Raw genomic sequence first — 24,029 nt, 5'->3', positions numbered from 1 at the left:
GGTGTTTGTCAATCAGATTCGCAAAAAAATCGAAATCGACCCCAATCGACCTCAATTACTCATCACCATTTCTGGCGTTGGATATCGATTTGGATAAATTTATGTTTCGGTCACATATTTACATGTAAAAAATTTTTCTAATGTTACTCACTGTTTACTGCTTTAGCGTTAGCATTGCTACTGGGATATCCCCAAGCCAAATAAAGGAGGAGAAGATGACTATAAGTTCAAATTCTCTTTACGGAACGTCATCGTACGCGACGTATGGCAGCAGTACCAACAGTGCTAGCTCGTTAATGTCAAAATTCGCAGAAGAGTTGCTTACTTCTTTGGATAGTGATTCGAGTGGTTCTGTGGACAGTACTGAGTTTAGCAGTGCTGCTCTAAAACTTTCAAACGCTGATGAAAGCACGGTCAATAACGCTTTTAAAGCACTTGATAGTAATGGAGACGGCAAGATCAGTGTAGATGAATTAACGTCTATGCTATCCGCGCAGCAGTCTACAGCAGCGGCAGGAAGTATGCCCCCACCTCCTCCGTCATCGTCCTCTTCTACGCAAACAGATACAGGTTATACGGCAGATGAGCTTACCGCTATGGCGAGTGAAGTTTCCTCTACGGATAGCAATCTTGCCTCATTACTTTCTTCAGTGGTTGCGAATTTCTCAGCAGCTGATACGAATGGTGATGGTAAGGTAACCTCTGCTGAAGCTATGGCATATCAGCAATCAACGCAACAAGATACGACAACCAGTGGAACAACCGATGCAAGTAACGTTGCAGCGTCAGGAAGTATGCCCCCACCTCCTCCGCCACCATCCTCTTCTACACAAGAAGATACGGGCTATACGAAAGATGAACTTACCGCTATGGCGAGTGATACTTCATCAACCGATAGCAACCTTGCTTCTCTTTTTGATACATTGGCTCAGAATTTCGATGCGGCTGATAGCAATGGCGATGGCAAAGTGACTTCTGCTGAAGCGAAGGCATATCAAGACTCCACGAAAGCTGCAAGTATTGGTACAACAACCAGTGCTTCGGCAACAGATGAGAGTAGTAACGAAAATTCTTTGATGAAAGCGCTTTTAGCGCAAATCATCTCGAATTACGCTACCCAAAATACTCTTTCAAGTAGTTCTGTTAGTTTTAGTGCCTAAGCTGAAAACCACGCTCTAAGCAAGGCGTGGTTTTGTGTTACTTTTCATTTACTTTATCTTCGTTATAATCAAGTATGATTAAAATTTTAATGATCGAAGATGATGTTGAACTCGCACAACTGCTTCAAGAATCTCTTTTTAAAGAGGAGATTGAAACTATCCTCGCCTTTACCCCTTTAGATGGATTGACAGCACTTCAACACGATACATTTGATGCACTCGTTCTTGATCTCTCTTTACCTCAAATTGATGGATTAGAGATTTGTCGCATTGTCCATGAAGCCATTCCCACACTCCCCATTATTATCTCCTCAGCAAGATCTGATATGGGCGATAAAGTGATGGGCTTTGAGCGTGGAGCGGATGACTTTTTACCCAAGCCGTATGATCCACGAGAGCTTGCTTACAGGCTTCGTGCCATTTTACGAAGAGGCTCAACACTCAATGAATCCACGCATCATACCTTTAGCCTTGATGAAGAACGACACATCATCAAACGGGGTCAAAATGAGCTAAAACTTACTATGGCAGAGTATGATATTGTGGCGTATATGTTAAAAAAAGAGGGCTTTGTGATTTCAAGGGAAGAAATTTTACTCAATATTGGTTCGATCAAATACGAAAGTAGTTTAAAAAGCATCGATGTCATTATGGGCAGAATTCGTCAAAAAATTGGAGATGATCCCAGAAAACCTCGTTTTATCCTCTCTGTGCGAGGGGTTGGGTATAAATTTGTCAATGCGTAAACTATCAATCGTCACCCTTATCACTGTTTTTTTCGCGCTGAGCTTCGTTGTCATAAACATTGCCTTTGTTATTGAATACAAACGACAGATAAGCGATCAAGAATTTTTCACCTTTCGACGTTTCTTGGTCGCGATGAAAATGATGCATGACAATGTCCCTGATCGTAATGCAACGCTTGCAAAACTGGGTATTCGCATGAGTGACCACGATAAAAACATCCTGCTTCAAGAGGGTAAAAAGATATTGGAAGACCCTTTTGCCGATATGATTTTATACGAGAAAAAACTCTATCTTGTTCCAAGAAAGCTTCCTCATCCACCGCCTCCTCCTAATGAACCATTTATGAGAGAAGGGACATTTCCTTTTCCGCCGCCACCACCGAAGATGAGAAGGGAAGAACCTCCCGTCTTGGAAAATTTAGAAGAGACATCATTTTACAGATTGATTATTTTAGGAAGCATTACCAATACTCTTTTGCTTCTCTTCTTCGGGATTGTACTTCGAAAAGTATTGCGTCTTAGTCATCTGAAAAGTGCCATTCGCACCTTTGGCAATACGAAAAAGTTTCAAGCGATTGACGTGGAAAGTCAAGATGAGCTAGGTGAAATCGCGTCAGAATTTAATCTAGCCATGGAAAAAATTCATCTCTTAAAAGAGGCACGCACCCTTTTTCTACGCAATATCTTGCATGAGCTTAAAACACCTATTATGAAGGGTAAGATTCTTTCAAATTCCCTAGTCGATACAAAACAGCAATCTCAAATGGAGCGTATTTTTGAACGTTTGGAAACCCTTTTGGGGGAGATGGTCAAAGTCGAAAAACTGAGCTCAGATGAGTGGATTTTACAGACACAAGAGTACCGTTTGGTTGATATTCTTGATCATGCTATGGATTTACTCCTTTTAGGGGATACCAAACGGATTCATCTTTCGCCACAAGAGATGGCGCCTTTGGTTAATGTCGATTTTGAACTGTTTGCCACGGCCATTAAAAATCTACTGGACAATGCACTTAAACACTCAAGTGAAGAGGTTGCCGTTGATATTGATCTTGAAAGCATCAGTATCTGTAGTTTTGGTGCAAAAATACCGAACGAGCGACTCGATTTTTCACGTGCGTTTAATCGAACGGTTGAGGGCTCTAGTAGTGGGTTAGGGCTAGGGCTTTACATTGCTAACGCTATTGTTGAAAAGCATGGATTTCGCTTGAGCTATTTACATGTAGAGGGACAAAACTATTTTACGATTCATTTCTACCCCAATGCGTTACATGTAAAATAAATTCAGCAAATTGCCTATTTTTTAATCATTTAGGTTCTTCTTTTTTATACGAGTCTTCGTTATACTTACTTCAGAAAACATGTCATGAGGCTGTGAGGCCTCGCACACTAATAGGTAGCTAGGGTTCCGACAAAGCAATTTGTGTCTGGTCCGAGAGCTATCAACCTCTTGAGTAGAGGTTCACGGAGGGATAAAAGCCCGGGAGGTTTCTCAACCTCTTGGCGTGTTAATCTCATCTACTCAGGAGCCTCTTATGAACGCTTTCTTCTCACCCACCCTTAAGTTATTAGTTGCCGCAACGCTGGCTATGTCCATTGGTGCTTCTACTCTTGCAGCAGAAGTTAAAGATAAATTTCAAGTGGCTTGGACCATTTACGTTGGCTGGATGCCTTGGGATTATGCTGAGCAATCTGGTATTATTGACAAATGGGCTAAAAAATACGGTATTGAGATAAAGATGGTACAAGTCAATGACTATGTCGAATCCATCAATCAATACACTGCAGGCAAATTTGATGGCTGTGTGATGACCAATATGGATGCATTGACTATCCCAGCAGCGGGTGGTGTGGATTCAACAGCGGTTATCATTGGCGATTTCTCCAACGGAAACGATGGTATCATTCTCAAAGATAAGAAAAAACTCTCCGATATTAAAGGTCAAAATGTCAATTTAGTGGAACTCTCTGTTTCTCACTATCTTTTAGCACGTGGACTTGAATCAGTTGGGATGAGCGAAAAAGATGTAAAAGTAGTCAACACCTCTGATGCCGATATCGTGGCTGCCTTTTCTTCGAAAGATGTCACCTCTTTAGTCACATGGAATCCACAACTCAGTGAAATCAAGGCGATGAAAGGTGCAACTTTGGCTTTTGATTCCAGTAAAATCCCTGGCGAAATTATTGATATGCTTGTGTTAAACACCAAAACAATGCAAGACAATCCAAAGCTTGCTAAAGCACTTACAGGCGCATGGTATGAAGTGATGGCACAAATGAAAAAAGGTGATGCTCAAGCGATTAGCATGATGGCAAAAGCTTCTGGAACGGATGTTGCGGGTTTTAACAGCCAACTTAAAACCACCAAAATGTTTTACGATGCGAAAGATGCTTTAGCCTTTTCAACCAGTGCGGCACTGCCTGCAACGATGCAAAAAGTGAGTGAGTTTTCCTTTGAACATGGCATTTTAGGCGATGGCGCTAAAGATGCAACGTTTGTTGGCATGTCCTTTCCAAATGGAAAAGCGTATGGCAGTGCGAGCAATATCAAGCTTCGCTTTAGCGACGAATACATGAAACTAGCGAGTGAAGGTAAACTTTAAGGGTTTTGTTAAAACTCTCGATCAAAGAGGATGAACTATGCGACTGATTAACCAAAAGCCTTCTCATTCCAAAGCTCTTGTGCTAGGGCTGATGCCTTTTTTACTGATTGTGTTGATGTATGTTTTTGCATCGAATGCAAGACTACACGAAAATGAGGACGATAAACTCTTACCCTCTTTTTCGCATATGGTTGACACAATGGAAAAATCTGCCTTAAGTCCTAGCAAGCGTTCAGGAGAGGTTATTTTTATCAATGATACGCTCTCTTCGCTCAAACGTTTAGGCATTGGTGTGGTTATCAGTGCTCTTATGGGGCTTATCATTAGTATTCCTCTAGGGCTTATTCCGTTAGTCAGAGCGGGTCTTTCACCCTTTATCGCAGCTTTTTCAATGGTACCACCGATTGCCATTTTACCTATTCTCTTTATTATATTTGGGATGGGGGAAGTGGCAAAAGTGGCACTCATTGTTATCGGTGTCACACCACTTATCGTGCGTGATTTACAACACCGCGTTGAGGAGTTTTCCAAAGAGCAGCTCATTAAAGCGCAAACATTGGGTGCTTCGACATGGACGCTTGTGATCCGTATCATTCTTCCGCAAATGTTACCGCGCCTTTTAGATTCGGTACGTTTGACCTTGGGAACCGCGTGGATATTTTTGATCTCCTCAGAAGCTATTGCTGCTACAGAGGGGCTTGGGTATCGCATCTTTTTGGTGCGTCGTTATTTGGCGATGGATATGATTTTACCCTATGTTATTTGGATCACTTTGTTGGCTTTTTTAGCAGATTTTCTACTGAAAAAGTTTACATGTAAACTTTTCCCATGGTACGAAAATAAGGATAAAGCATGAGTTTAATCACCATTAAGAACTTGTGGAAACGCTATGGTGAAACGGTTGTGTTGGAAAACCTCTCCTTTAGTATTGAAGCAGGAGAATTTTGTACGCTGGTTGGCCCTTCAGGGTGTGGCAAGAGTACGTTTTTAAAAATGCTTTTAGGGGAAGAGAGCCCGACAAAAGGTCTGTTTTTATTTGAAGGCAAACCGTTCCCTGCCGAGCCAAGCGCTGAGCGAGGTATTGTGTTTCAGCGCTATTCACTCTTTTCGCATCTGAGTGTATTGGAAAATGTAATGCTTGGCATTGAACTAGGGGCATCGCCTCTTTTGGGTAAACTCTTTGGTAAAGCGAAGAAAAGAGCACGTGAAGAGGCGATAGCGATGCTTGAAGCAGTAGGGCTAGGGGATGTGTTGCATCACTATCCAAGTCAACTCTCCGGTGGTATGCAGCAACGTCTCTCCATCGCGCAATCGTTGGTGAAAAAGCCAAAACTGTTACTGCTCGATGAGCCTTTTGGTGCACTGGATCCGGGTATCAGGGCTGACATGCACGCACTCATTTTGGATTTATGGAAAAAAAATAATTTAACGGTTGTGATGGTCACGCATGATCTTCACGAAGGATTTTACCTAGGAACAAGGCTTCTGGTGTTCGATAAAGTACGTCTTGACCCACAAGCACCGAATGCCTTTGGAGCCAAAATAACCTATGATATTCCCCTTCACGATAAAAAAGAGAAGGAGAGTGTGTTTAAAAAAAATTAATCAAACGATAACGAGGGAAGCATTATGATAAGCAAACATCTCAATCTTAAGCAAGAGAGCATTGTGCTGGATGAAGTATTGCCCGGCGGTGGTAAATGGTCTAAAATCATTAAACGTGGTCAAAAGGTGCGCATCAGCACGGAAGATGGCAAAGGAGCTGTGAGTGCTCTTTTTTACAATGCTGATAATACCGCTGAGCGCTATAACTTCGCCGATACGGTTAAAATTCAATGGAACGCATTTTTAGGAAAAGGCAAAGTTCTGTTTTCAGAACTCGGACATATTCTCTTTTCTATTACCGAAGATACGACCAACGGACTCATGGATACAGTAGCAGGCATGAGCAATCCACGCCTTGTCAAAGAAAATTTTGGTGAAGGGTCATTTAACGATATTCGTAACCGCTACTACAAGAGTGATCGTGAAAATTTCTTGGTAGAGCTTGGAAAATACGGTATGGGAAAACGAGACATTGTTGCGTGTCTTAATCTGTTTCGTAAAGTAGATGTTAAAGAGGGAAGCAAACTTTCTCTTTCACCGTTGCGCCCAGAGACGTGTGGTTATATTGAGTTAAGAGCAGAGATGAATGTGCTTTTAGTGCTCTCTAACACACCGCATGTGATGGAAAAAGGGGTGTATAACCCTAGTGATGTGCAAATCACCATTTATCAAGGTGCTCCTTTGAGTGAAGATGATTTTTGTATGAATTTTAGTCCCGAAGCCAAACGTGGTTTTGAGAACAATGCCCGCTATTTTGCGTAAGGAGATGTGATGAAACGAGAAATTCAAACCGCCATTTACAATGAACATGTGCCTTCTGGCATTCCATGGTCAAAAATCATTTATAAAGGACAAACACTGCGCATTGTGGATTTAGAGGGATGTCAAGCGGTCGATACACTGTTTTATAATGCACATGATCACGAAGAGCGTTACAGTGCGTCCGATACGATACGAGAACAAGGCAGTATCTTTATTACGACAGGAACGAAACTGATCTCCAGCGATGACAATGTGTTGATGGAAGTGGTGGCAGATACGTGTGGAAACCATGATACCCTTGGTGGACATTGCAGTGCCGAGAGCAATACCGTACGTTTCGGGCATGATAAAAAGTACATGCACAGCTGTCGCGATAACTTTTTATTTGAAGTCGGTGAATTGGAGATGAACCCTCGTGATCTTACCAATAACATTAACTTTTTTATGAACGTCCCTGTGGAAGAAAATGGTCATTTAGCGATTGTGGATGGTATCTCCAAACCGGGTGATTATGTCGAAATGACAGCGGTGATGGATACCTTAGTCTTAGTTTCCAACTGCCCACAGCTCAACAATCCGTGCAATGGATTTAATCCGACACCCATACAGATGATCGTCTGGGATAAAGAGTGATCGCATAACCGCCTAGAAGAGCGCATCTTCTTCTTTGCTAGGACGGCCTAGAAAAGAGATGAACTTGGGACGACCCAAAACCATCATACAGGATGAGAAATGTTTTCAAAAATATTGATCGCCAACCGAGGCGAAATCGCGTGTCGCATCATACGCACGCTCAAAAAGATGGGCATTGCTTCTGTTGCCCTGTACACCAAAGCGGATGAAGATTCTTTACATGTAAGCTTGGCCGATGAGGCGTATTGTATTGGTGAAGGCTTAGCCAGCGAGAGTTACCTTGATACCCAAAAAATCTTTGATGTGGTCTATAAAAGTGGCGCGGAGGCGATTCATCCGGGGTATGGATTTTTAAGTGAAAATGCCACGTTTGCCAAAGCATGTGAAGAAAAGGGCATCGTGTTTATTGGCCCGCGGGCTGAACATATGGAAGCTTTTGGTCTTAAGCATACCGCACGCTCCCTTGCCGAATCTAACAATGTTCCTCTCCTTCCCGGCTCTTCATTGCTCTTGGATTTAGACGAAGCAATAGTGGAAGCCAAACGTATCGGTTACCCTGTAATGCTCAAAAGTACCGCTGGGGGTGGTGGCATCGGGATGCAGTTGTGTTATGACGAACAAGCCCTTTGCGATGCGTATGCTTCGGTCAAACGCCTCAGTGAAAACAACTTCTCCAATGGCGGAATGTTTTTAGAAAAATACGTTGAACATGCGCGTCATATCGAGGTGCAAGTCTTTGGCGATGGCAAAGGCTATGTCGCAACGCTTGGGGAGCGAGACTGCTCGGTGCAACGCCGTAACCAAAAAGTCATTGAAGAAACTCCCGCTCCTTTTTTACATGTAAAGACACGTGAAGCGCTTTTCAGTGCGGCGCGTACTTTGTGTGAGTCAGTTAAGTATCTCTCCGCTGGGACAGTTGAATTTGTGTACGATACGCAAAGTGAGCAGTTTTATTTTTTAGAGGTCAATACCCGTTTGCAAGTCGAACACGGTGTGACCGAAGAAGTCAGCGGCATCGACTTAGTGCGATGGATGATCACACAAGCGTATGGGCATAATCCCGAATTGTACGAATATAAGCACATGCCTCATGGGCATTCTATCCAAGTGCGTGTGTATGCCGAAGATCCGATGAAAAATTTTCAACCCAGCTCTGGTGTGCTCACCCACGTGCATTTTGCTCCCTCTATTCGAGTGGATAGCTTTATCGAAACGGGTTTGAATGTTTCGTCATTTTACGATCCGATGATTGCAAAGCTGATTGTCAAAGAAAATACACGAGAAAACGCCTTAGCCAAAATGGCGCAGGCGATTAAAGAGACGCGCATTGATGGGATTGAAACCAATTTAGACTACCTTGGCGCGATTGTAGCGGGAGATGTTTTTCAAGCAGGCAAACAAACGACCAAGTTTCTCAATACATTTCGCTTTGCTCCTCAAAGTATTGATATTTTGCGTCCCGGAACGCATACAACCGTGCAAGATTATCCGGGGAGAATCGGGTATTGGGACATTGGCGTACCTCCGAGCGGTCCGTATGATAACCTTAGTTTTCGTTATGCTAATGCTTTAGTCGGTAATAGTGATGATGCCGCAGGTCTTGAGATAGCCATTGCTGGTCCTACGCTTCGCTTTAACTATGATGGAGTTATTGCGCTGTGTGGCGCTGTGATTGATGCTTTTATTGATGGTGTTAAAGTGGGCATGAATCAAGCGTTACATGTAAAAGCTGGCAGTGTTTTAAAAACTCAAAAAAAGTACACACGAAAGGCTTTAGAAGCTACCTTGCCGTGCGAGGGGGCATTGATGTGCCTTTGTATTTAGGAAGCCGTTCGACGTTCTCTTTAGGACTTTTTGGCGGACATGCGGGAAGAGCATTGCTTGCAGGAGATGTGCTGCATGTGGATGCCATGGTTGCCAAAGAAGCGTGTTTTGAGACCATTACCCCTTATCGTTCATTTACAAATGAGTGGCGCATTGGAGTGTTGTATGGACCACATGGCGCACCCGATTTTTTTACCAATGAAGATATCAAAGCCTTTTTTGAAGCCCGTTGGGAAGTGCATTACAACTCTAATCGCACGGGGGTAAGACTCATCGGTCCTAAACCTACATGGGCGCGTAGTGATGGTGGAGAAGCAGGTTTGCATCCTTCCAATATTCACGATACCGCCTATGCTATTGGTGCGGTGGATTTTACGGGCGATATGCCCGTTATCTTAGGTCCTGATGGTCCAAGTTTGGGCGGTTTTGTCTGTCCTGTGACGATTGTCAGTGCGGAGCTTTGGAAGATAGGACAACTACGTGCAGGCGACACCGTCACCTTTGTACCTATCTGCCATGATGAAGCGATGCAGATGCTTCGCTTGCAAGATGAAGCGCTTTGTTCACTGAAGACGTATGACGAACGAGCGATGTTGTGTGAAAAAGAGATAGGCTCACCCGTTTTATACTATGATGAAAGCAGTGCGCTTTTGCCAAGTGTGACCTTTCGTCAATCAGGCGATAGCAATTTACTGATTGAATACGGAGAAATGCAGCTCGATATTAGCTTACGTTTTCGCATTCATGTGCTGATGCAAGCGGTGGTTGATGCCAACATCCACGGTGTGATTGAATTGACACCGGGAATCCGTTCGTTACAGATTCATTTTAATCCACGTTTGTGTGAGCGTGAAGCACTGATGCAAACGGTGCAGAGTTTAGAGCTCTCTTTACCTTCCATAGAAGATATTGAAGTGCCTGCGCGCATCGTGCATTTGCCGCTTTCATGGGATGATGAACAAACGCGCATTGCGATTGATAAGTATATGAAAATTGTCCGTCCTGATGCACCATGGTGTCCAAGCAATATTGAATTTATTCGTCGCATTAACGGATTAGAGAGCATTGATGAGGTCAAACGTATTCTGTTTGAAGCGAGCTATTTGGTCATGGGCTTGGGCGATGTGTATCTGGGTGCTCCTGTGGCAACGCCGCTTGATCCAAGGCATCGACTGGTGACGACCAAATACAATCCTGCTCGTACATGGACACCTGAAAACGCTGTAGGAATTGGCGGGGCATATATGTGTGTGTACGGTATGGAAGGACCAGGAGGCTATCAGTTTGTAGGACGAACCGTTCAAATGTGGAATCGCCACCGTCAAACCGAAGATTTTAAAGAGGGGAAACCGTGGTTATTGCGCTTTTTTGACCAAATTCGTTTTTACGAAGTGAGTGCGGAAGAGTTACTGCGTTTGCGTGAAGATTTCCCCAGAGGGCGAGCTAAATTGCGTATTGAAGAGACAACCTTTAGCCTCAAAAAGTACCAAACGTTTTTAGATGAGAATGAGACCACTATCAAAGCCTTTAAAGCCACTCAGCAACACGCATTTGAAGAAGAGCGCAACATGTGGGAACGCACGGGACTTGCTAATTTTACCTCACAAAGTGCACACGAAGAGCATCATGATGAGAGTGCTTCAGTGGTGATTGATGACGATAAAGAAGCGGTTGAAGCTCCTATACAAGGCAATTTATGGAAGATTTTAGCCAAAGTAGGTCACACCGTGAAAGAGGGTGAACCCTTAGCGATTGTCGAGTCGATGAAGATGGAAGTAGAAATTGAATCGCCTGAAGATGGTGTGATTGTGGATATTTTGTGTGAAGAGGGTGAGAGTATTTATGCGGGCAAACAACTTTTCATCTTAGAGCCTTTGAAAGCGTAGCCATTATGAAAGGCTACTTTCCCGTCATTGTTTTACTCGGTGCTTCTGTTTTATGGGGGCTTTCATGGATTCCGCTCAAAGCCATCAATGCGATGGGTATACAGGGTATTGCTTTGAGTTTTGGAGCATATGGCATTATCGCTTTGGTGATGAGCCCACAACTTGTAAGACAAAGAGCGTTAGGGTGGAAACATCGAAACATGATGTTTTGGATTGCCTTATTCGGTGGAGGAGCTAACTTGACATTTACCTATGCACTCATTAATGGTGAAGTGATTCGTGTGATGGTGCTTTTTTACCTTTTGCCCGTATGGGGCGTTTTGGGTGGCTACTTTTTTTTAAAAGAGCGCATTGATAGGTGGCGTTGGGTTGGGGTCGTTGCGGCTGTCTTAGGTGCGTTTTTGATTTTAGGTGGCTTTAAAATCTTTAGCACTTCGCCTTCATGGATTGATGCGTTAGCGCTTCTCTCAGGGCTTTTATTTGCGCTCAATAACCTGCTTTTTCGCTTTGCGCAAAGCGTACCTGTTGCCTCTAAAATAGGGGCGATGTTTTACGGCTGTTTTATCTTAGCAGGACTTTTACTCTTAGGGAAGGTTGAGCCTTTCCCACTAGAAGTTAGTATACATGCGTGGGGAGCACTTGGATTGTATGCACTGATTTGGCTTTTGCTTGCCAATATCGGTTCGCAATGGGGCGTGACCCATATGGAAGCAGGGCGTTCGTCCATTATTATCATTATGGAGCTGATCACCGCGGTGATTTCCGCAACGCTGATTGCGGGGGAGACGATGGATTTTAGAGAATATATCGGTGGATTTTTAATCCTCAGTGCAGCCTTGATAGAGGCACTGCGCACGCAAGAAGATGAGACAAAGGAGAGAGAATGACACTTTTACATGTAAAGCAAAATTACGCTCAAAATATGTGTACACCGAGAGAACTGGTGCAACAAATCAAAGAGTGTATCGCACACTTTTCAGACAATCCTATCTGGTTACATGTTTTAAGCGATGCAGAACTAGAGCCTTATTTAACAAGACTTGAGCATGCCAAGATGGAAGAGTTACCCCTTTACGGTGTGCCCTTTGCTATAAAAGACAACATTGACTTAGCGGGTATTCCCACCACGGCGGCATGTCCAGACTTTAGCTATCTACCAGAGCGATCTGCTTATGTGGTAGAGCGTTTGATTGAAGCAGGAGCCATTCCTATTGGCAAAACTAATCTTGACCAATTTGCCACAGGGCTTGTGGGTACACGTTCGCCTTATGGCGCTTGTCAAAACAGCATTGACTCAGCGTATATTTCAGGGGGCTCTAGTTCAGGCAGTGCGGTCAGTGTTGCCCTTGATATGGTCGTTTTTTCTCTAGGAACCGATACCGCAGGTTCAGGCAGAGTGCCTGCGGCGTTTAATAATCTCTTAGGCTTTAAAGCCAGCAAAGGAGTCGTGAGCACTTCAGGTGTAGTCCCCGCATGTCGTAGCTTGGACTGTGTCTCGTTGTTTTGTAAAGAAGCAAGCGATGTTTCAACGATCTTTGAGATTATGGCATCGTTTGATGAAGAAGATGTTTATGCCAGAGCATTACCACCCCAAAAGAGTACGATACCCTTCAACTTTACCTTTGGTGTGCCCAAGGCGAGCGATCTTCAATTTTTCGGAGACACAGAGGCAAAAGTGCTGTTTGAGAAGAGTATTCAGCGCTTGATTGGCTTAGGCGGCATACCTAAAGTGATTGATTTTAACCCCTTTTTAGAAGCGGCCAATTTGCTCTACAGTGGACCATGGGTTGCCGAACGCTATTTTGCGACCCAAACACTGCTGCACACATCGCCTGAGAGCTTTTTAGAGGTGACGCGTGCCATTATTGCCCAAGGAGAGATGAAAAAAGCGAGTGAATATTTTGAAGCAGAGTATCAACTCAAAGCGTATCGAAGAGCGGCGGAGAAGATTTTGGCCGAAGTGGACTTTTGTGTAACGCCGACCACAGGAACAATTTATACCATTGAAGCTGTTCAGGCTGACCCTATAACGCTCAATAGTAATTTAGGCTATTACACCAATTTTATGAATCTTCTGGATCTTGTGGCATACGCTTTACCAGCAGGAGAACGAAGTAATCATCTGCCATTTGGCATTACCCTCTTTGCCGATCATTTTAACGATAGAGCATTATTGGAGATGGGTGAACGTTATCGTAAGGAGTCTGTATGAATCAAACTATCCAAATTGCCGTATGCGGCGCACATATGCAAGGTCTGCCACTCAATCATCAACTACTCAGCCTAGAAGCTGTGTTTATCAAAACGTGCAAAACAGTTGTGGGATACCGCCTTTTTGATGTTCCTCAAAAACTGCCACCTCGTCCAGGAATGCTCAAAGACAGCACAAGTCCTTATGCTTTAGCGCTGGAAGTGTGGGAAATGCCCTTGGAAAACTTTGGGGCGTTTATGGTGCAAATCGCGTCACCCTTATGCATTGGAACCGTTTTTTTAGAAGATGGAAGCAGTGTGTATGGTTTTTTATGTGAAGCGGATGCCCTGAAAGGCGCAGAAGAAATCAGTCAATATGGTGGATGGCGAAACTATCTTACATGTAAAGATCAATAGTGGTATTTCTCTTTTGCTCAGGTGAGCAAAAGAGAAAGAATTTTAGACGATCTCTTTCAGCTTTTCACGAAGAACGTTAGCCGTAAATGGCTTGACAATATAATTATTAACACCCTCTTTGATCGCCGTAATGACTTCACGCTTGCCACCTTCTGTCGTGACCATAATGATGGGAGTGTATTTATACTCTTCCATTGCTCGAAGATTACGTACAAGCTCTAAGCCGTTCATTTTAGGCATGTTCCAGTCAGTCATGATGGCATCAAATTTTTGACTTTTGATTTTTTTAAGCGCATCCAGCCCGTCTTCAGCTTCTGTTGTACTGTAACCGATACTGCCTAAGGTATTGCACAAAATTCTGCGCATTGTTGAGCTATCATCAACCACTAAAAAATGCATGTTTTTTCCTTTAAAAAATTCTTACGTATTCATAAGCAAAAAGTGTTCTACTTTTGCTATGATATGGAAAATTTTGAGGAAAAGAGATGAACTATATTGGTTCAAAAGCAAAGCTTCTTCCTTTTATTCATGCCACCATAGAAGCTTTTGTGGGGCAGGATCTCTCTTCCAAAGTCTTTTGTGATCTTTTTGCGGGTAGTGGCATTGTCGGGCACTCCTTCGCGCAAAAAGGGTGCACGATTTTAAGCAACGATCTTGAATACTACAGTTATGTGCTCAATCATGCGCTTTTGCTAACAGGCGAGCTTGATGATGCCTCTAACATCATAACATTACTGAATGAATTACCTCTCAAAGAAGGGCTGATGTACCACTATTATTGTCACGGCAGTGGGAGTGGAAGAAACTATTTTAGTGATGAAAATGGCAAAAAAATAGATGCCTTGCGCCAAGGGATCGAAACCTATAAAAAAGATGAAAAACGCTACTTTTTTCTTTTAGCATCTCTACTTCTTAGTGCCGATAAAGTTGCCAATACGGCTTCCGTGTACAGCGCTTTTTTAAAACACTTAAAACCTTTAGCCCACGTCCCATTATCGTTAGAACCATTGGATTATCAGCCAACGTACAAGTCTCATCAGATTTTTTGCGAAGATGCCAATGTGCTCATTTCCAAAATCAAAGGCGATATTCTCTATCTTGATCCACCGTATAATCGTCGCCAATATGGGGCGAATTATCATATTTTAAATACGATTGCACATTATGATCATTTTAACCCTAAAGGTAAAACAGGTGTCAGGAGTTACGAAAGCTCGTCTTTTTGTAAGCCGATAAGTGCTTTACACGCATTGGAAAAACTGATCAAAGAGGCACAATTTTCGTATATTTTTTTGAGCTACAATGATGAAGGATTAATCGTTTGTGAAGAGATTGCTTCCATGATGAGAAAGTATGGAAAATATAATAACGTAAAAGTGCCGCATCAACGCTTTAAATCCTATCAAAATAGATTCAAAAAACGCCTAAACTACGAGCATCTTCATATTTTGGAAAAAATTTAGATTTTACATTGTACAATAGCGCTTTTATTTCTAAGAAAGGAGAAAACATGTTGAAACGTTTAACACTAGTCATGGCTATGGTTGCATTTTTATCATCATCAGTATTTGCTCAAAGCTATCTTTCGTCAGAAGATGCAGCACCAACAAAAACAAAAACTGTAAAAACAAAAAACTGCAAAAAAAGTAACAGCTGCTAAAAAAAGCACCCCTAAACATCACGTAGCTTCTAAGAAGACCAAAAAAAAATCATCTAAAGTTGCGTAAGGCTTAAGCAAGTTCTGGTAGTGTTAAACTATCGGAACTTCTAGGTTTATTTTTAAGCTAATCCACTGTAAAATCCCTCCAATGCACAACGTCTAAGGTTTAGACAAACATAATCGTATTAACTTCTTTTCTAACTACTTTTATGTTTTCTCCTCTTTGTGCCATTTTACATGTAAGGATTTTTTATGCAAAGAAGAACGTTTATGAAAGGCTGCGTAGCACTCGGTGCCAGTTCGGTCATCCTCCCTCAGGTTTCGATTTTAGAAGCCAGTGAGCCAAAGAGCAAAACTCGTATTTTTTTCGTCACAAACAGTTATAACCTTAAGCACGAAAATACAAAGGGTTTGACTAAACTCTGGGTTCCACTTCCACAAGAAACAAGCTATCAAAAAGTGAGCGATTTTAAATTTAGCTCCAATGCAACAAACGCCTATGTCACCGATAAAAACAGCTACAAAGCTAGAACGCTTTACGCTGAGTGGAAAAACGGCGGCGAAAAAGTACTCGAAGTGACCTATACGATTACGACGTATGAGCGCAATTCTGACCTCTCAAAAGCAACCGCTTCAACCAAATACCCCAAAGATGTTGTACATTACCTCAAACCAACGGCACACATTCCTACAAGCGGCAAAGTCAAAGAACTTGCACTGAAAATTACCGCAACCTCTAAAACGCCTCTTGAAAAAGCTAAAGCGATTTATCTTTGGGTCACTGAAAATATGTACCGTGACAACGCCGTAGTTGGTTGTGGCGTAGGTGATGCAGGCAAGGCTATAGAGCAGAACATTATGGGCGGTAAATGCACCGATATTAGCTCTGTTTTTGTAGCACTTCTTAGAAGTGTCGGAGTGCCGGCTCGTGAAATCTTTGGTATCCGTTTAGGCAGTTCTCGTTACTCAAAAGCATGCGGAAGCAGTGATGAAAAAGGGTTGGCAAAAATTACTGGCGCGGAGCATTGTCGAGCGGAGTTTTATCTTGATGGTTCTGGTTGGGTTCCATGCGATCCTGCCGATGTGGCTAAAGTCATCTTGACCGAGAAAATGACGCTGAACGATCCGCTCATTAAAGAAGTGCGTGAATATTTCTTCGGCAACTGGGAGATGAACTGGATGGGCTATAACACGGCACGTGATTTTGTGTTAACGCCAACCCCAGCGCAAAAACCACTCAATATGTTTGGTTATCCGTACGCCGAAGTCGAAGATGAAGTGTTAGATTACTACGCTCCAGCCGCCTTTACGTATAGCTTTAATTCACAAGAAAAACTTTAACGTATGAAAAAAGAGATTCTAGGCGTACTAACAGCACTGCTCTCAGCCCTTGCCGCCACGGCATGTTGTCTGCCGCCTTTGCTGTTTTTACTCTTTGGAATCTCTTTTGGATTTTTAAGTTTCCTAGAAGTCCTTACCCCATTTCGTATACCGCTCTCTTTATTGTCGCTCTTTGTTTTGTGGCTTTCATGGCGTAGTTACGCGCATCATACCTTTACATGTAATCCTCAAAAGAGAAAGCGTTATCTTTGGTTTTATTCAATAATTTTAGGGATAATCCTCATCCTATTGCTTTATCCCGAAGTAGCAAATCTTTTCATAGAGGATGTAGAATGAAAAAATGGTTGATTTTATTGTTACCATTGATGCTCTTCGCCAAAGAAGAAGTGGTCATAAAAGTGGCTGAAATGCACTGTCCTTTGTGTACCACAGCGGTCAAAAAAGCACTCAAAAGTGTCGAAGGTGTTGAGTCATCTAAAGTGACGTTAGAGACAAAATTAGCCGTCGTCATTGCCAAAGATGGCATTGAAGATAAGACGTTTTTAGAAGCGGTGAAAACGACGGGGTATGAGGGTGTGATTGTCTCTCGGCATCGTTTGAAAGAGTGATTGAATAAGTTTGTCTCCTTTTACTCTTCATGTTGCGCTATGCTTTTTTCGGTTTGTCGAATTTTTATAATAATATAGAATAGACTTGTAACCAATATACTTGCAGATAGTAATGAAATAGTATTAAAATAACCATACGATATAATGAATAAATCTTGAATAATCATTAATATCAAACCACCTGTTAGCATACTCGATGCAGTATTGTTTTTTATATGTAAATTATTACTGGATAGCTGTTCAATTGTTTTTTTACTAAAAATTTTATATAAACCAAATAAAATTAATATTTTTGAAAATGCGAATGCTATGAAATAAATATCCCCTAAAAAGTTAAGCCTGTATCCTTTTCCCAAACGAAATTCTTCTGGGATAAATAGTAATTCAGAAAAAGAATATAGTATTGATATATCCTGTTGTGTTAACGTGTTGGTTTTTTGTAAAAAAATATTCATATATAGGATATAACCATAACCAATAAAAAAACTTATCCAAAACAGTGAAATTTCTGCGATAAAAAATAAAACTATAATTTTTGTGAATGGAGATAAGTTTTTCCATATTGTTGGTTTCATTGAATATCTTGTCCTTAGAAAAGAATTTTACAAATCAAGAAAGCATAGCAAAAAAATGATTTAACTAACCTCTCTTATCTCGCTATCCACATTCACATGCTAAACTTTCATAAGCCAAAATTCTGGTCAAACTTTTTACATGTAAAGGCAAATCATGGGCGAATACTCTTTTCTTTTAGCGATAGCGACGGTGTTTATATTGGGGACGATGAGTCCGGGGCCTAGTTTTATTTTGATTGCCAAAACGGCTGTTTCAAAGTCTCGTAAAGAGGGGTTTGGGGTTGCGATTGGTTTAGGGATGGGTGCGGTTGTCTTTTCGCTTTTAGCCATCTTTGGGCTCTATGCTATTTTGAAAACCGTGCCTTTTTTGTATGGCGCTTTAAAAATCGTAGGAGGCATGTACCTTGTCTATTTAGCCTATAAAATGTGGAAATACGCCGATACGCCTTTAGAGACCAAGCTTAGTTTGGAGCAAAAACCAAAGAGCTTTGCCAAAGCCATTTTATTTGGGTTTGCAACACAAATGAGCAATCCAAAAACCGCCATCATCATCGGAAGTATTTTTGCCGCTTTGCTTCCCCAAGAGATACCGCCTTTTGGAACGCTGTTTGTTTGCCTCATCGCGTTTATCATCGATGTTTCATGGTACTCGTGCGTTGTAGGACTGTTATCGACACAAAAAGCCCAAAAGATATATTTACGCACTAAAAAGTACATCGATAGAATTGCAGGAAGTGTTTTGGGCGTGCTAGGTCTTAAGTTAGCGTTGGATAGGGCGTAGGTCGGTTACGGTACAATACTCCATAAATTTACCATACAAGGTTTGATATGAAGAAGATATTACTGGGCTTACTGGTTATTCTGGTCGCGGCGGCGGGAGTGCTGTTTTTTTTTAAAGGTAAAGATACGTATGAGGGGCATACGTCTTCGGTGTCGCAGAGCGATGGGTTGCATGTGGGCTCAACGATCTCGTACACGCTGTTTGATCAATTTGGCAAACCGCATACGCTGGATGATTCGATTCATACGCTGATTTTGGTCTTTGCAAAAGATACAGGACATACGGTTAAAGCGTATCTAGGAGCGCAAAGTGCGGATTATCTCTCTGTTCATCATGTGGCATTTGTCGCGGATATCAGCCCTATGCCTGTGGTGATTCGCAATACCTTTGCACTTCCCGATCTTAAAACGCAACCCTACAGTGTCAATCTCATTTTAGATGGAACAATCGCCGCATCTTTGAAAAATGGGGCAAAAGTCGATGGCATTACCGTGGTGACACTCAAAAATAAACAGGTCGAAAAAGTAGAATATGCAGATGGTGTTGAAGCGCTTAAAGCGATGATTGAGCGAGAAAACTAAACGGGGTGAGATGGCGTGATTGATTCACGCCACCCTTTAAAAATTAGTCTTTTTTGTAAGCGTTTCTAGGAGCGGCTTTTGGAGCACGTCCTGCATCAGAGCGTGGTGCACTTGGTCTATCGGCTCTTGGAGCGCGTGGTGGTCTGCTATCGCCGCTATCACGAGTCCCTTTGTATCCGCCGCCTTCGCGTGGTGCTGAACTGCTTCCCTCTTTGGCAAAAGGGTTACGGCTCTCGCCTCTGCTATCACTTCTAGGAACGCCATCGCCTCTTGGAGGACGTGCTGCATCTCTGCTTCCGCCATCACGTGGGTTAGAACCTTTGTATCCGCCACCATCACGTGAACCTGTGGATGATGTACCTCGATAGCCGCCGCCATCGCGTGATCCGCCAGAGTTTCCTCTATAGCCGCCACCATCACGTGAGCCTCTGTAACCGCCGCCAGAGTTTCCTCTGTAACCGCCACTTCTGCCGCCACGACCACCATCACGCTCTTCGATGTTTTTAACCACAGACTCTAAGGTTTTTTTATCTAAACCGATTTTATCAGGACCTACTGGTGTATTTTCTTTCAAAAGGTTTGAGAGAAGTTTAAGCGCGATTTGCGACATATCCATCTCTTCTTCAAGAATCGAAAGAAGTTTGCTTGCATTTTCATTGAGTTCAGCATTTTTAATATCATCAGCAATTTTAACCAGTTTGTTCTCTTTCACATCGCGTAAACTTGGAACAATTCTGTGCTCGATTTTAGAGCCGACTTTTTTACCGATACGTTGCATGGAGTGAAATTCAATAGGCGTTACTAAAGTAATCGCCGTACCTTTTTTGCCCGCACGTCCGGTTCTTCCGATACGGTGAACGTAACTCTCTGGATCAAATGGCATATGGTAGTTGAAAACGTGGCTGATGTCAGCAACGTTTAGACCACGTGCTGCAACGTCGGTTGCGACAAGGATTTCGATTTGTGAACTACGGAATGCTTTAATAACGCTCTCACGTTGATTTTGCTCCATATCGCCGTGTAAGCCTTTAGCGGCATGTCCAACTGCCATGAGTTGTGTTGAAAGTCTGTCAACCTCTTTTTTGGTACGGCAGAATACGATGGATTTTTCAGGCTCAAGTGCATCTAAAAGACGAATCATCGCATCGTCTCTCTCATATTCGTTGATCACGTAGTAAAGTTGTTCAATGTCTTCGTTTGTGGTGTGATCTTTTGGCGTAATGCTGACAAATTTTGGCTCATGTAAGATTTTACTTGCAAGGCGTTTGATAGGATCTGGCATTGTTGCTGAGAAAAGAAGGGTTTGACGCTCTTTTGGAAGGTAAGTAAAGATTTCTTCAATGTCTTCTAAAAAGCCCATATCGAGCATTTCATCCGCTTCATCTAAAACGACCATCTTAGGTGCAAAACCTGGAAGTCTGCCGTTTTTAAGAAGATCAAGCATACGACCAGGTGTTGCTACGATAACGCTAGCACCTTTTTCGATCAAGCCAATTTGGCGTGAATACGAACTACCACCGTAGATCGTAACGGTTTTAATGCCACAAAAGCGACCTAATGAGTAAAGCTCATCGCTCACTTGGGTTGCAAGTTCACGTGTGGGCGTAATGACTAAAAGTTGTACTTTATTGAGATGTTGATCGAGCATACTGAGTGTTGGGAGTCCAAAAGCAGCTGTTTTTCCTGTACCGGTTTGTGCTTGTGCAACGATGTCGTTACCCGCTAGCACTAAAGGGATTGCTTCTACTTGTACGGGGCTTGGTTCTGTAAAGCCAGCCTCTACGACGGCTTTAAGAATCTCTGGGTGTAAGCCAAATGATTCAAATGTGGTTGTGTTGTTTTCCATGTGTTTTCCATGTGTTTAATTTTTCCAAAACAATACTAATGTGCAGCTAGGCACAAAACTCATGTACATAAAAATTTTAATGGGGGACGAACCCGTCAATATCGTATGCAAAAACCTACATACTCACTGAGGATTTCTCAAATCTGGTAGGTTTTAGGTGAAGTTCTTTGTTTCTTAATGAAGTCTTGAAATTACGAGCATTATAGTGGAAATTATTTAAAACAATATTAAGGTTTGTAACTGGTTTGGTTTTTCACGGCTGGATGCTTGTCAAAAGAGTGACAATAAATGCCAGTATCCTGCTATTTATTGGCTTTTTTATAAAAGTACAAGATAGGTTAAAGTACACTTGAAATTAAAATGAAACGCTATCGTTAAAGGTCAATAAGCAATGGTGGATATACGAACATTGAAAGAGATTTTGATTAAAAATTTGAAATTAGAAGATATGAAACCCGAAGATATAGATGACACGATGCCACTTTTTGGAGAGAATGGTTTAGGGCTCGATTCTGTGGATTCCATTGAACTTGTTTTAACCATTGACAAAGAATTTGGTGTCAAAATTTCTGATTCCAAAGAATACGAAAAAATATTTGTAAATGTTCAAAGTTTATTAGATTTTATTAATGCCCACAAATAGTGTTTATGTTAATTGTTTTGAGTCGGTTTGCTGTGCAGGCGAAAGTAGTGAAGCACTATTTGAGGCGATTTGTACGCATCAAAGTGGCATTAAATCCTTCAGTGAATTCATTCCTAACAAGTCCATCGCTTTAGGTAAAATCGAAAAACCTTTTTCCATTGAATCCCTTTTAGCGTTTACATGTAAAAAGGTTTTAGTCCAAAGTGGCCTTGAAAATTTTGAGAATACACTCCTTGTTGTCGGCTCTTCCGTGGGCGGAATGCAAATGAGCGAGAATATTTTCTTACGAGACCATCACTACCAAAACATCGACCCAAAATTGCACGCAATTGATGCCATCGCACATATGCTTTCCAAGCATTTCACGTTTAGGGATGACATCTCCTTCTCAACCGCTTGTACGTCCAGTGCCAATGCTTTAGGATATGGCTATGAGATGATCGCTAAAGGGGTTTATGAGAGTGTTTTGGTGGTGGGGTTTGATACGCTCTCATTGACAACCATACGGGGTTTTGACGCTCTTGGCGTGTTGAGTTCTCATACATGTCAGCCTTTTGATGTAAAGCGTGATGGTATGAATGTCGCAGAGGGCATCGCTGTTTTGCTGCTGGAAAATAAGCCTCAACCTACGAGCATGGAGCTTTTGGGCGTGGGGTACAGCTCAGACGCGCATCATATGGCACATCCTAGTCCTGATGGGGCGGGTGCGTTGTGCGCGATGCAAAAAGCGCTTCACTGTGCCCATATTGCATCATCAGAAGTAGGGTACATCAACGCGCACGGTACAGGCACGCAGGCAAACGATACCAGTGAAGCGTGTGCGATTGAAAGCCTTTTTGGTGCTCATGTGCCTGTAAGTTCGACCAAATCGATTACGGGACATACGCTAGGCGCAGCGGGCGCACTAGAAGCGATCATCTGTGTTATGGCGCTTCAAAAACAGATACTTCCACCCAATACCTATCTTGTTGAACCTGAAAACAAAACGCTACATTTCATACATGAGGCGAAAGCACACTCCTTTCGTTATGCACTGAGCAATTCGCTCGCGTTTGGTGGCAACAACACCGCACTGCTTTTTGGACTGCCCCAATGAGAGTCAATTTAGAGATTTTAAGCAGTGCCTATCTTCTGGGTGTTAAAAGCATTGAGCTGGCTCACATCAAAGAGCTTGTGCCTCACATGATGACGCGCCGTCGTCTGACCAAAGCGGCGAAAATTTGTGTCGAACTGTTAAGCCACGTGGAGCATTTTGAAGGGGGACGTATTCTGTGTGGAAGCGCGTTTGGCGAGCTTGAAACGACAGCAAATATCTTGAATGCGATTGACAAGGAAGAGCCACTTAGTCCCACCGATTTTCAAAATTCGGTTTACAATACGGCTGTTTCATACCTTTCTATTTTGTACCACAACCAGAATGAAATTTTGACACTCTCCAGTGGTGATAAAACCTCCCTTAATGTTCTTAAAGCAGGAGCGCTGAAAGCATTGGATGGCGATACACTGCTTCTTTTATGCTTTGAAACGTTGGATATTGCGGGTATCGAACAGGTCAATCATTGTATTGATTACCTTGAAAGCGGGGTGGCATTAGTTGTGCGTGTGACGGAAAGAGAGGCGACTTTAAAGCTCCAAAAAAGTGAGCTAAAAGGTGTACCAAACTCCATTAGTGAGATGTTACATGTAGCGCAAAATGCATCACAATTAGAATCCTCCATTATCGAAGTGAACCTATGAATTTACCCCATCTTCCACCCATTCGTTTTGTCAAAAAGCTGCTTACATGTAAAGCAAAACAAGCCACAGTGCTGTGTGAATTTCCATGTTTACCAACGCTTCCAATGTTCACAGAAGCTGCTGCTCAAGCCTCCTCAGCCTTTTCTAAGACGGATACACCACGAAATGGTTTTTTGGTTTTAATCAAAGATGTCTCTTTACATGTAAAGGTGCAAAGCTTAACATGTATCATCATCATTGAAACGCGTACGTCGCTTGGCAATTCGAGCGAATTTTACTTTGAGGTGTTTGAAAAAGAGGGTAGTGAGATATGTGCCAGTGGAACGTTGATGCTTGTGCTTGGAGAGCGTGGTATATGAAAATTTTTGTGTTGATGTGGGTCTTTTTTTTTAGGACTTCATGCGGAAGAACTAGCGGGGACGTTTATTACC

Annotated in this window: 28 protein-coding genes and 1 riboswitch; of the genes, 25 read left to right on the top strand and 3 right to left on the bottom strand. The window is 42.5% G+C overall.

Going from position 1 to position 24,029, the window contains the following annotated elements:
- Position 1 precedes the first annotated feature (1 nt).
- The 14 genes from Sdiek1_RS15625 to Sdiek1_RS13390 all read left to right on the top strand — a co-directional run bounded on the left by Sdiek1_RS15625 (position 2) and on the right by Sdiek1_RS13390 (position 13,826).
- Positions 2 to 97 (top strand): winged helix-turn-helix domain-containing protein, encoded by a 96-nt coding sequence (locus Sdiek1_RS15625; protein ID WP_369688470.1) that lies wholly within the window; start codon positions 2 to 4, stop codon positions 95 to 97.
- Positions 98 to 215: 118 nt separating this feature from the next.
- Positions 216 to 1,160, top strand: coding sequence for an EF-hand domain-containing protein (locus Sdiek1_RS13445; RefSeq protein ID WP_087439569.1), 945 nt, complete (start codon positions 216 to 218; stop codon positions 1,158 to 1,160).
- Between the two features lie 74 nt (positions 1,161 to 1,234).
- Positions 1,235 to 1,906: a response regulator transcription factor gene (locus Sdiek1_RS13440; protein ID WP_087439568.1), complete on the top strand. Its 672-nt coding sequence runs from the start codon at positions 1,235 to 1,237 to the stop codon at positions 1,904 to 1,906.
- The gene (locus tag Sdiek1_RS13435; RefSeq protein WP_087439567.1) at positions 1,899 to 3,188 is read left to right on the top strand and encodes an ArsS family sensor histidine kinase; all 1,290 of its coding nucleotides are present in this window, start codon (positions 1,899 to 1,901) and stop codon (positions 3,186 to 3,188) included. Before Sdiek1_RS13440 ends, Sdiek1_RS13435 begins: the two co-directional genes overlap by 8 nt.
- Positions 3,189 to 3,295: 107 nt before the next feature.
- Positions 3,296 to 3,395: riboswitch (guanidine-I (ykkC/yxkD leader) on the top strand.
- A gap of 46 nt (positions 3,396 to 3,441) precedes the next feature.
- A complete protein-coding gene (locus Sdiek1_RS13430) occupies positions 3,442 to 4,509 on the top strand; it encodes a putative urea ABC transporter substrate-binding protein (RefSeq protein WP_087439566.1) in 1,068 nt (355 codons plus the stop codon).
- Between the two features lie 37 nt (positions 4,510 to 4,546).
- Entirely contained in the window at positions 4,547 to 5,365 is an 819-nt protein-coding gene (locus Sdiek1_RS13425) for an ABC transporter permease (RefSeq protein WP_087439565.1), read from the top strand.
- Complete coding sequence (locus tag Sdiek1_RS13420; protein WP_087439564.1) at positions 5,362 to 6,114, top strand: ABC transporter ATP-binding protein; 753 nt, start codon at positions 5,362 to 5,364, stop codon at positions 6,112 to 6,114. Before Sdiek1_RS13425 ends, Sdiek1_RS13420 begins: the two co-directional genes overlap by 4 nt.
- A gap of 24 nt (positions 6,115 to 6,138) precedes the next feature.
- Positions 6,139 to 6,876: an urea amidolyase associated protein UAAP1 gene (locus Sdiek1_RS13415; RefSeq protein ID WP_087439563.1), complete on the top strand. Its 738-nt coding sequence runs from the start codon at positions 6,139 to 6,141 to the stop codon at positions 6,874 to 6,876.
- A gap of 9 nt (positions 6,877 to 6,885) precedes the next feature.
- Positions 6,886 to 7,509: an urea amidolyase associated protein UAAP2 gene (locus Sdiek1_RS13410; protein WP_087439562.1), complete on the top strand. Its 624-nt coding sequence runs from the start codon at positions 6,886 to 6,888 to the stop codon at positions 7,507 to 7,509.
- A gap of 99 nt (positions 7,510 to 7,608) precedes the next feature.
- Complete coding sequence (locus Sdiek1_RS15345) at positions 7,609 to 9,333, top strand: ATP-binding protein (RefSeq protein WP_238099027.1); 1,725 nt, start codon at positions 7,609 to 7,611, stop codon at positions 9,331 to 9,333.
- On the top strand, positions 9,318 to 11,219 hold the full coding sequence (locus tag Sdiek1_RS15340; protein WP_238099025.1) for a carboxyltransferase domain-containing protein: 1,902 nt from the start codon (positions 9,318 to 9,320) through the stop codon (positions 11,217 to 11,219). The genes Sdiek1_RS15345 and Sdiek1_RS15340 overlap by 16 nt, the downstream gene beginning before the upstream one ends.
- A 5-nt stretch (positions 11,220 to 11,224) precedes the next feature.
- Positions 11,225 to 12,106: a DMT family transporter gene (locus Sdiek1_RS13400; protein ID WP_087439561.1), complete on the top strand. Its 882-nt coding sequence runs from the start codon at positions 11,225 to 11,227 to the stop codon at positions 12,104 to 12,106.
- Positions 12,103 to 13,431, top strand: coding sequence for an allophanate hydrolase (gene atzF / locus Sdiek1_RS13395; protein WP_087439560.1), 1,329 nt, complete (start codon positions 12,103 to 12,105; stop codon positions 13,429 to 13,431). The genes Sdiek1_RS13400 and atzF overlap by 4 nt, the downstream gene beginning before the upstream one ends.
- Positions 13,428 to 13,826 (top strand): allophanate hydrolase-related protein, encoded by a 399-nt coding sequence (locus Sdiek1_RS13390; RefSeq protein WP_087439559.1) that lies wholly within the window; start codon positions 13,428 to 13,430, stop codon positions 13,824 to 13,826. The genes atzF and Sdiek1_RS13390 overlap by 4 nt, the downstream gene beginning before the upstream one ends.
- A 42-nt stretch (positions 13,827 to 13,868) precedes the next feature.
- Here the strand turns inward: Sdiek1_RS13390 and Sdiek1_RS13385 are convergent, their stop codons facing one another.
- On the bottom strand, positions 13,869 to 14,225 hold the full coding sequence (locus tag Sdiek1_RS13385; RefSeq protein ID WP_087439558.1) for a response regulator: 357 nt from the start codon (positions 14,223 to 14,225) through the stop codon (positions 13,869 to 13,871).
- An 86-nt stretch (positions 14,226 to 14,311) separates the two neighbouring features.
- Here Sdiek1_RS13385 and Sdiek1_RS13380 point away from each other — a divergent pair, with 86 nt between their 5' ends.
- From Sdiek1_RS13380 to Sdiek1_RS13365, 5 genes are all read left to right on the top strand, one after another.
- Entirely contained in the window at positions 14,312 to 15,289 is a 978-nt protein-coding gene (locus Sdiek1_RS13380) for a DNA adenine methylase (RefSeq protein ID WP_087439557.1), read from the top strand.
- A 47-nt stretch (positions 15,290 to 15,336) separates the two neighbouring features.
- Positions 15,337 to 15,486 (top strand): hypothetical protein, encoded by a 150-nt coding sequence (locus tag Sdiek1_RS14890; RefSeq protein WP_161492051.1) that lies wholly within the window; start codon positions 15,337 to 15,339, stop codon positions 15,484 to 15,486.
- A gap of 252 nt (positions 15,487 to 15,738) precedes the next feature.
- On the top strand, positions 15,739 to 16,827 hold the full coding sequence (locus tag Sdiek1_RS13375; protein ID WP_087439556.1) for a transglutaminase family protein: 1,089 nt from the start codon (positions 15,739 to 15,741) through the stop codon (positions 16,825 to 16,827).
- Positions 16,828 to 16,830: 3 nt separating this feature from the next.
- Positions 16,831 to 17,163: a mercuric transporter MerT family protein gene (locus Sdiek1_RS13370; protein ID WP_087439555.1), complete on the top strand. Its 333-nt coding sequence runs from the start codon at positions 16,831 to 16,833 to the stop codon at positions 17,161 to 17,163.
- Positions 17,160 to 17,435, top strand: a complete 276-nt coding sequence (locus Sdiek1_RS13365) for a heavy-metal-associated domain-containing protein (RefSeq protein WP_087439554.1) — start codon at positions 17,160 to 17,162, stop codon at positions 17,433 to 17,435. Before Sdiek1_RS13370 ends, Sdiek1_RS13365 begins: the two co-directional genes overlap by 4 nt.
- A gap of 20 nt (positions 17,436 to 17,455) precedes the next feature.
- Here the strand turns inward: Sdiek1_RS13365 and Sdiek1_RS13360 are convergent, their stop codons facing one another.
- Positions 17,456 to 18,010 (bottom strand): hypothetical protein, encoded by a 555-nt coding sequence (locus Sdiek1_RS13360; protein ID WP_087439553.1) that lies wholly within the window; start codon positions 18,008 to 18,010, stop codon positions 17,456 to 17,458.
- A gap of 154 nt (positions 18,011 to 18,164) precedes the next feature.
- Between Sdiek1_RS13360 and Sdiek1_RS13355 the strand changes: the two genes are divergently transcribed.
- On the top strand, positions 18,165 to 18,791 hold the full coding sequence (locus Sdiek1_RS13355; protein WP_087439552.1) for a LysE family translocator: 627 nt from the start codon (positions 18,165 to 18,167) through the stop codon (positions 18,789 to 18,791).
- A gap of 47 nt (positions 18,792 to 18,838) precedes the next feature.
- A complete protein-coding gene (locus Sdiek1_RS13350; protein WP_087439551.1) occupies positions 18,839 to 19,372 on the top strand; it encodes a hypothetical protein in 534 nt (177 codons plus the stop codon).
- Positions 19,373 to 19,415: 43 nt separating this feature from the next.
- Here the strand turns inward: Sdiek1_RS13350 and Sdiek1_RS13345 are convergent, their stop codons facing one another.
- Positions 19,416 to 21,218 carry a DEAD/DEAH box helicase gene (locus tag Sdiek1_RS13345; protein WP_087439550.1) on the bottom strand — a complete coding sequence of 601 codons (1,803 nt, stop codon included), beginning with the start codon at positions 21,216 to 21,218 and terminating at the stop codon, positions 19,416 to 19,418.
- A 391-nt stretch (positions 21,219 to 21,609) separates the two neighbouring features.
- Between Sdiek1_RS13345 and Sdiek1_RS13340 the strand changes: the two genes are divergently transcribed.
- Genes Sdiek1_RS13340 through Sdiek1_RS13325 form a run of 4 tightly spaced genes read left to right on the top strand, consistent with a single transcriptional unit; the run spans position 21,610 to position 23,957 of the window.
- Positions 21,610 to 21,861: a phosphopantetheine-binding protein gene (locus tag Sdiek1_RS13340; protein ID WP_087439549.1), complete on the top strand. Its 252-nt coding sequence runs from the start codon at positions 21,610 to 21,612 to the stop codon at positions 21,859 to 21,861.
- Positions 21,848 to 22,957: a beta-ketoacyl-[acyl-carrier-protein] synthase family protein gene (locus Sdiek1_RS13335; protein ID WP_087439548.1), complete on the top strand. Its 1,110-nt coding sequence runs from the start codon at positions 21,848 to 21,850 to the stop codon at positions 22,955 to 22,957. Before Sdiek1_RS13340 ends, Sdiek1_RS13335 begins: the two co-directional genes overlap by 14 nt.
- A complete protein-coding gene (locus Sdiek1_RS13330; protein ID WP_087439547.1) occupies positions 22,954 to 23,598 on the top strand; it encodes a beta-ketoacyl synthase chain length factor in 645 nt (214 codons plus the stop codon). The genes Sdiek1_RS13335 and Sdiek1_RS13330 overlap by 4 nt, the downstream gene beginning before the upstream one ends.
- The gene (locus tag Sdiek1_RS13325; RefSeq protein ID WP_087439546.1) at positions 23,595 to 23,957 is read left to right on the top strand and encodes a hypothetical protein; all 363 of its coding nucleotides are present in this window, start codon (positions 23,595 to 23,597) and stop codon (positions 23,955 to 23,957) included. The genes Sdiek1_RS13330 and Sdiek1_RS13325 overlap by 4 nt, the downstream gene beginning before the upstream one ends.
- The last annotated feature ends 72 nt before the right edge of the window (positions 23,958 to 24,029 follow it).

The sequence above is a fragment of the Sulfurospirillum diekertiae genome (genome assembly GCF_002162315.1).
Taxonomy (GTDB): domain Bacteria; phylum Campylobacterota; class Campylobacteria; order Campylobacterales; family Sulfurospirillaceae; genus Sulfurospirillum.
This window is presented reverse-complemented; position numbering and strand designations above follow the sequence as displayed.

Coding starts and splice junctions, on each gene's coding strand:
- Sdiek1_RS13445 (WP_087439569.1), top strand. CDS start 216: ATGACTATAAGTTCAAATTCTCTTTACGGAACGTCATCGTACGCGACG.
- Sdiek1_RS13440 (WP_087439568.1), top strand. CDS start 1,235: ATGATTAAAATTTTAATGATCGAAGATGATGTTGAACTCGCACAACTG.
- Sdiek1_RS13435 (WP_087439567.1), top strand. CDS start 1,899: ATGCGTAAACTATCAATCGTCACCCTTATCACTGTTTTTTTCGCGCTG.
- Sdiek1_RS13430 (WP_087439566.1), top strand. CDS start 3,442: ATGAACGCTTTCTTCTCACCCACCCTTAAGTTATTAGTTGCCGCAACG.
- Sdiek1_RS13425 (WP_087439565.1), top strand. CDS start 4,547: ATGCGACTGATTAACCAAAAGCCTTCTCATTCCAAAGCTCTTGTGCTA.
- Sdiek1_RS13420 (WP_087439564.1), top strand. CDS start 5,362: ATGAGTTTAATCACCATTAAGAACTTGTGGAAACGCTATGGTGAAACG.
- Sdiek1_RS13415 (WP_087439563.1), top strand. CDS start 6,139: ATGATAAGCAAACATCTCAATCTTAAGCAAGAGAGCATTGTGCTGGAT.
- Sdiek1_RS13410 (WP_087439562.1), top strand. CDS start 6,886: ATGAAACGAGAAATTCAAACCGCCATTTACAATGAACATGTGCCTTCT.
- Sdiek1_RS15345 (WP_238099027.1), top strand. CDS start 7,609: ATGTTTTCAAAAATATTGATCGCCAACCGAGGCGAAATCGCGTGTCGC.
- Sdiek1_RS13400 (WP_087439561.1), top strand. CDS start 11,225: ATGAAAGGCTACTTTCCCGTCATTGTTTTACTCGGTGCTTCTGTTTTA.
- atzF (WP_087439560.1), top strand. CDS start 12,103: ATGACACTTTTACATGTAAAGCAAAATTACGCTCAAAATATGTGTACA.
- Sdiek1_RS13390 (WP_087439559.1), top strand. CDS start 13,428: ATGAATCAAACTATCCAAATTGCCGTATGCGGCGCACATATGCAAGGT.
- Sdiek1_RS13385 (WP_087439558.1), bottom strand. CDS start 14,225: ATGCATTTTTTAGTGGTTGATGATAGCTCAACAATGCGCAGAATTTTG.
- Sdiek1_RS13380 (WP_087439557.1), top strand. CDS start 14,312: ATGAACTATATTGGTTCAAAAGCAAAGCTTCTTCCTTTTATTCATGCC.
- Sdiek1_RS14890 (WP_161492051.1), top strand. CDS start 15,337: ATGTTGAAACGTTTAACACTAGTCATGGCTATGGTTGCATTTTTATCA.
- Sdiek1_RS13375 (WP_087439556.1), top strand. CDS start 15,739: ATGCAAAGAAGAACGTTTATGAAAGGCTGCGTAGCACTCGGTGCCAGT.
- Sdiek1_RS13370 (WP_087439555.1), top strand. CDS start 16,831: ATGAAAAAAGAGATTCTAGGCGTACTAACAGCACTGCTCTCAGCCCTT.
- Sdiek1_RS13365 (WP_087439554.1), top strand. CDS start 17,160: ATGAAAAAATGGTTGATTTTATTGTTACCATTGATGCTCTTCGCCAAA.
- Sdiek1_RS13360 (WP_087439553.1), bottom strand. CDS start 18,010: ATGAAACCAACAATATGGAAAAACTTATCTCCATTCACAAAAATTATA.
- Sdiek1_RS13355 (WP_087439552.1), top strand. CDS start 18,165: ATGGGCGAATACTCTTTTCTTTTAGCGATAGCGACGGTGTTTATATTG.
- Sdiek1_RS13350 (WP_087439551.1), top strand. CDS start 18,839: ATGAAGAAGATATTACTGGGCTTACTGGTTATTCTGGTCGCGGCGGCG.
- Sdiek1_RS13345 (WP_087439550.1), bottom strand. CDS start 21,218: ATGGAAAACAACACAACCACATTTGAATCATTTGGCTTACACCCAGAG.
- Sdiek1_RS13340 (WP_087439549.1), top strand. CDS start 21,610: ATGGTGGATATACGAACATTGAAAGAGATTTTGATTAAAAATTTGAAA.
- Sdiek1_RS13335 (WP_087439548.1), top strand. CDS start 21,848: ATGCCCACAAATAGTGTTTATGTTAATTGTTTTGAGTCGGTTTGCTGT.
- Sdiek1_RS13330 (WP_087439547.1), top strand. CDS start 22,954: ATGAGAGTCAATTTAGAGATTTTAAGCAGTGCCTATCTTCTGGGTGTT.
- Sdiek1_RS13325 (WP_087439546.1), top strand. CDS start 23,595: ATGAATTTACCCCATCTTCCACCCATTCGTTTTGTCAAAAAGCTGCTT.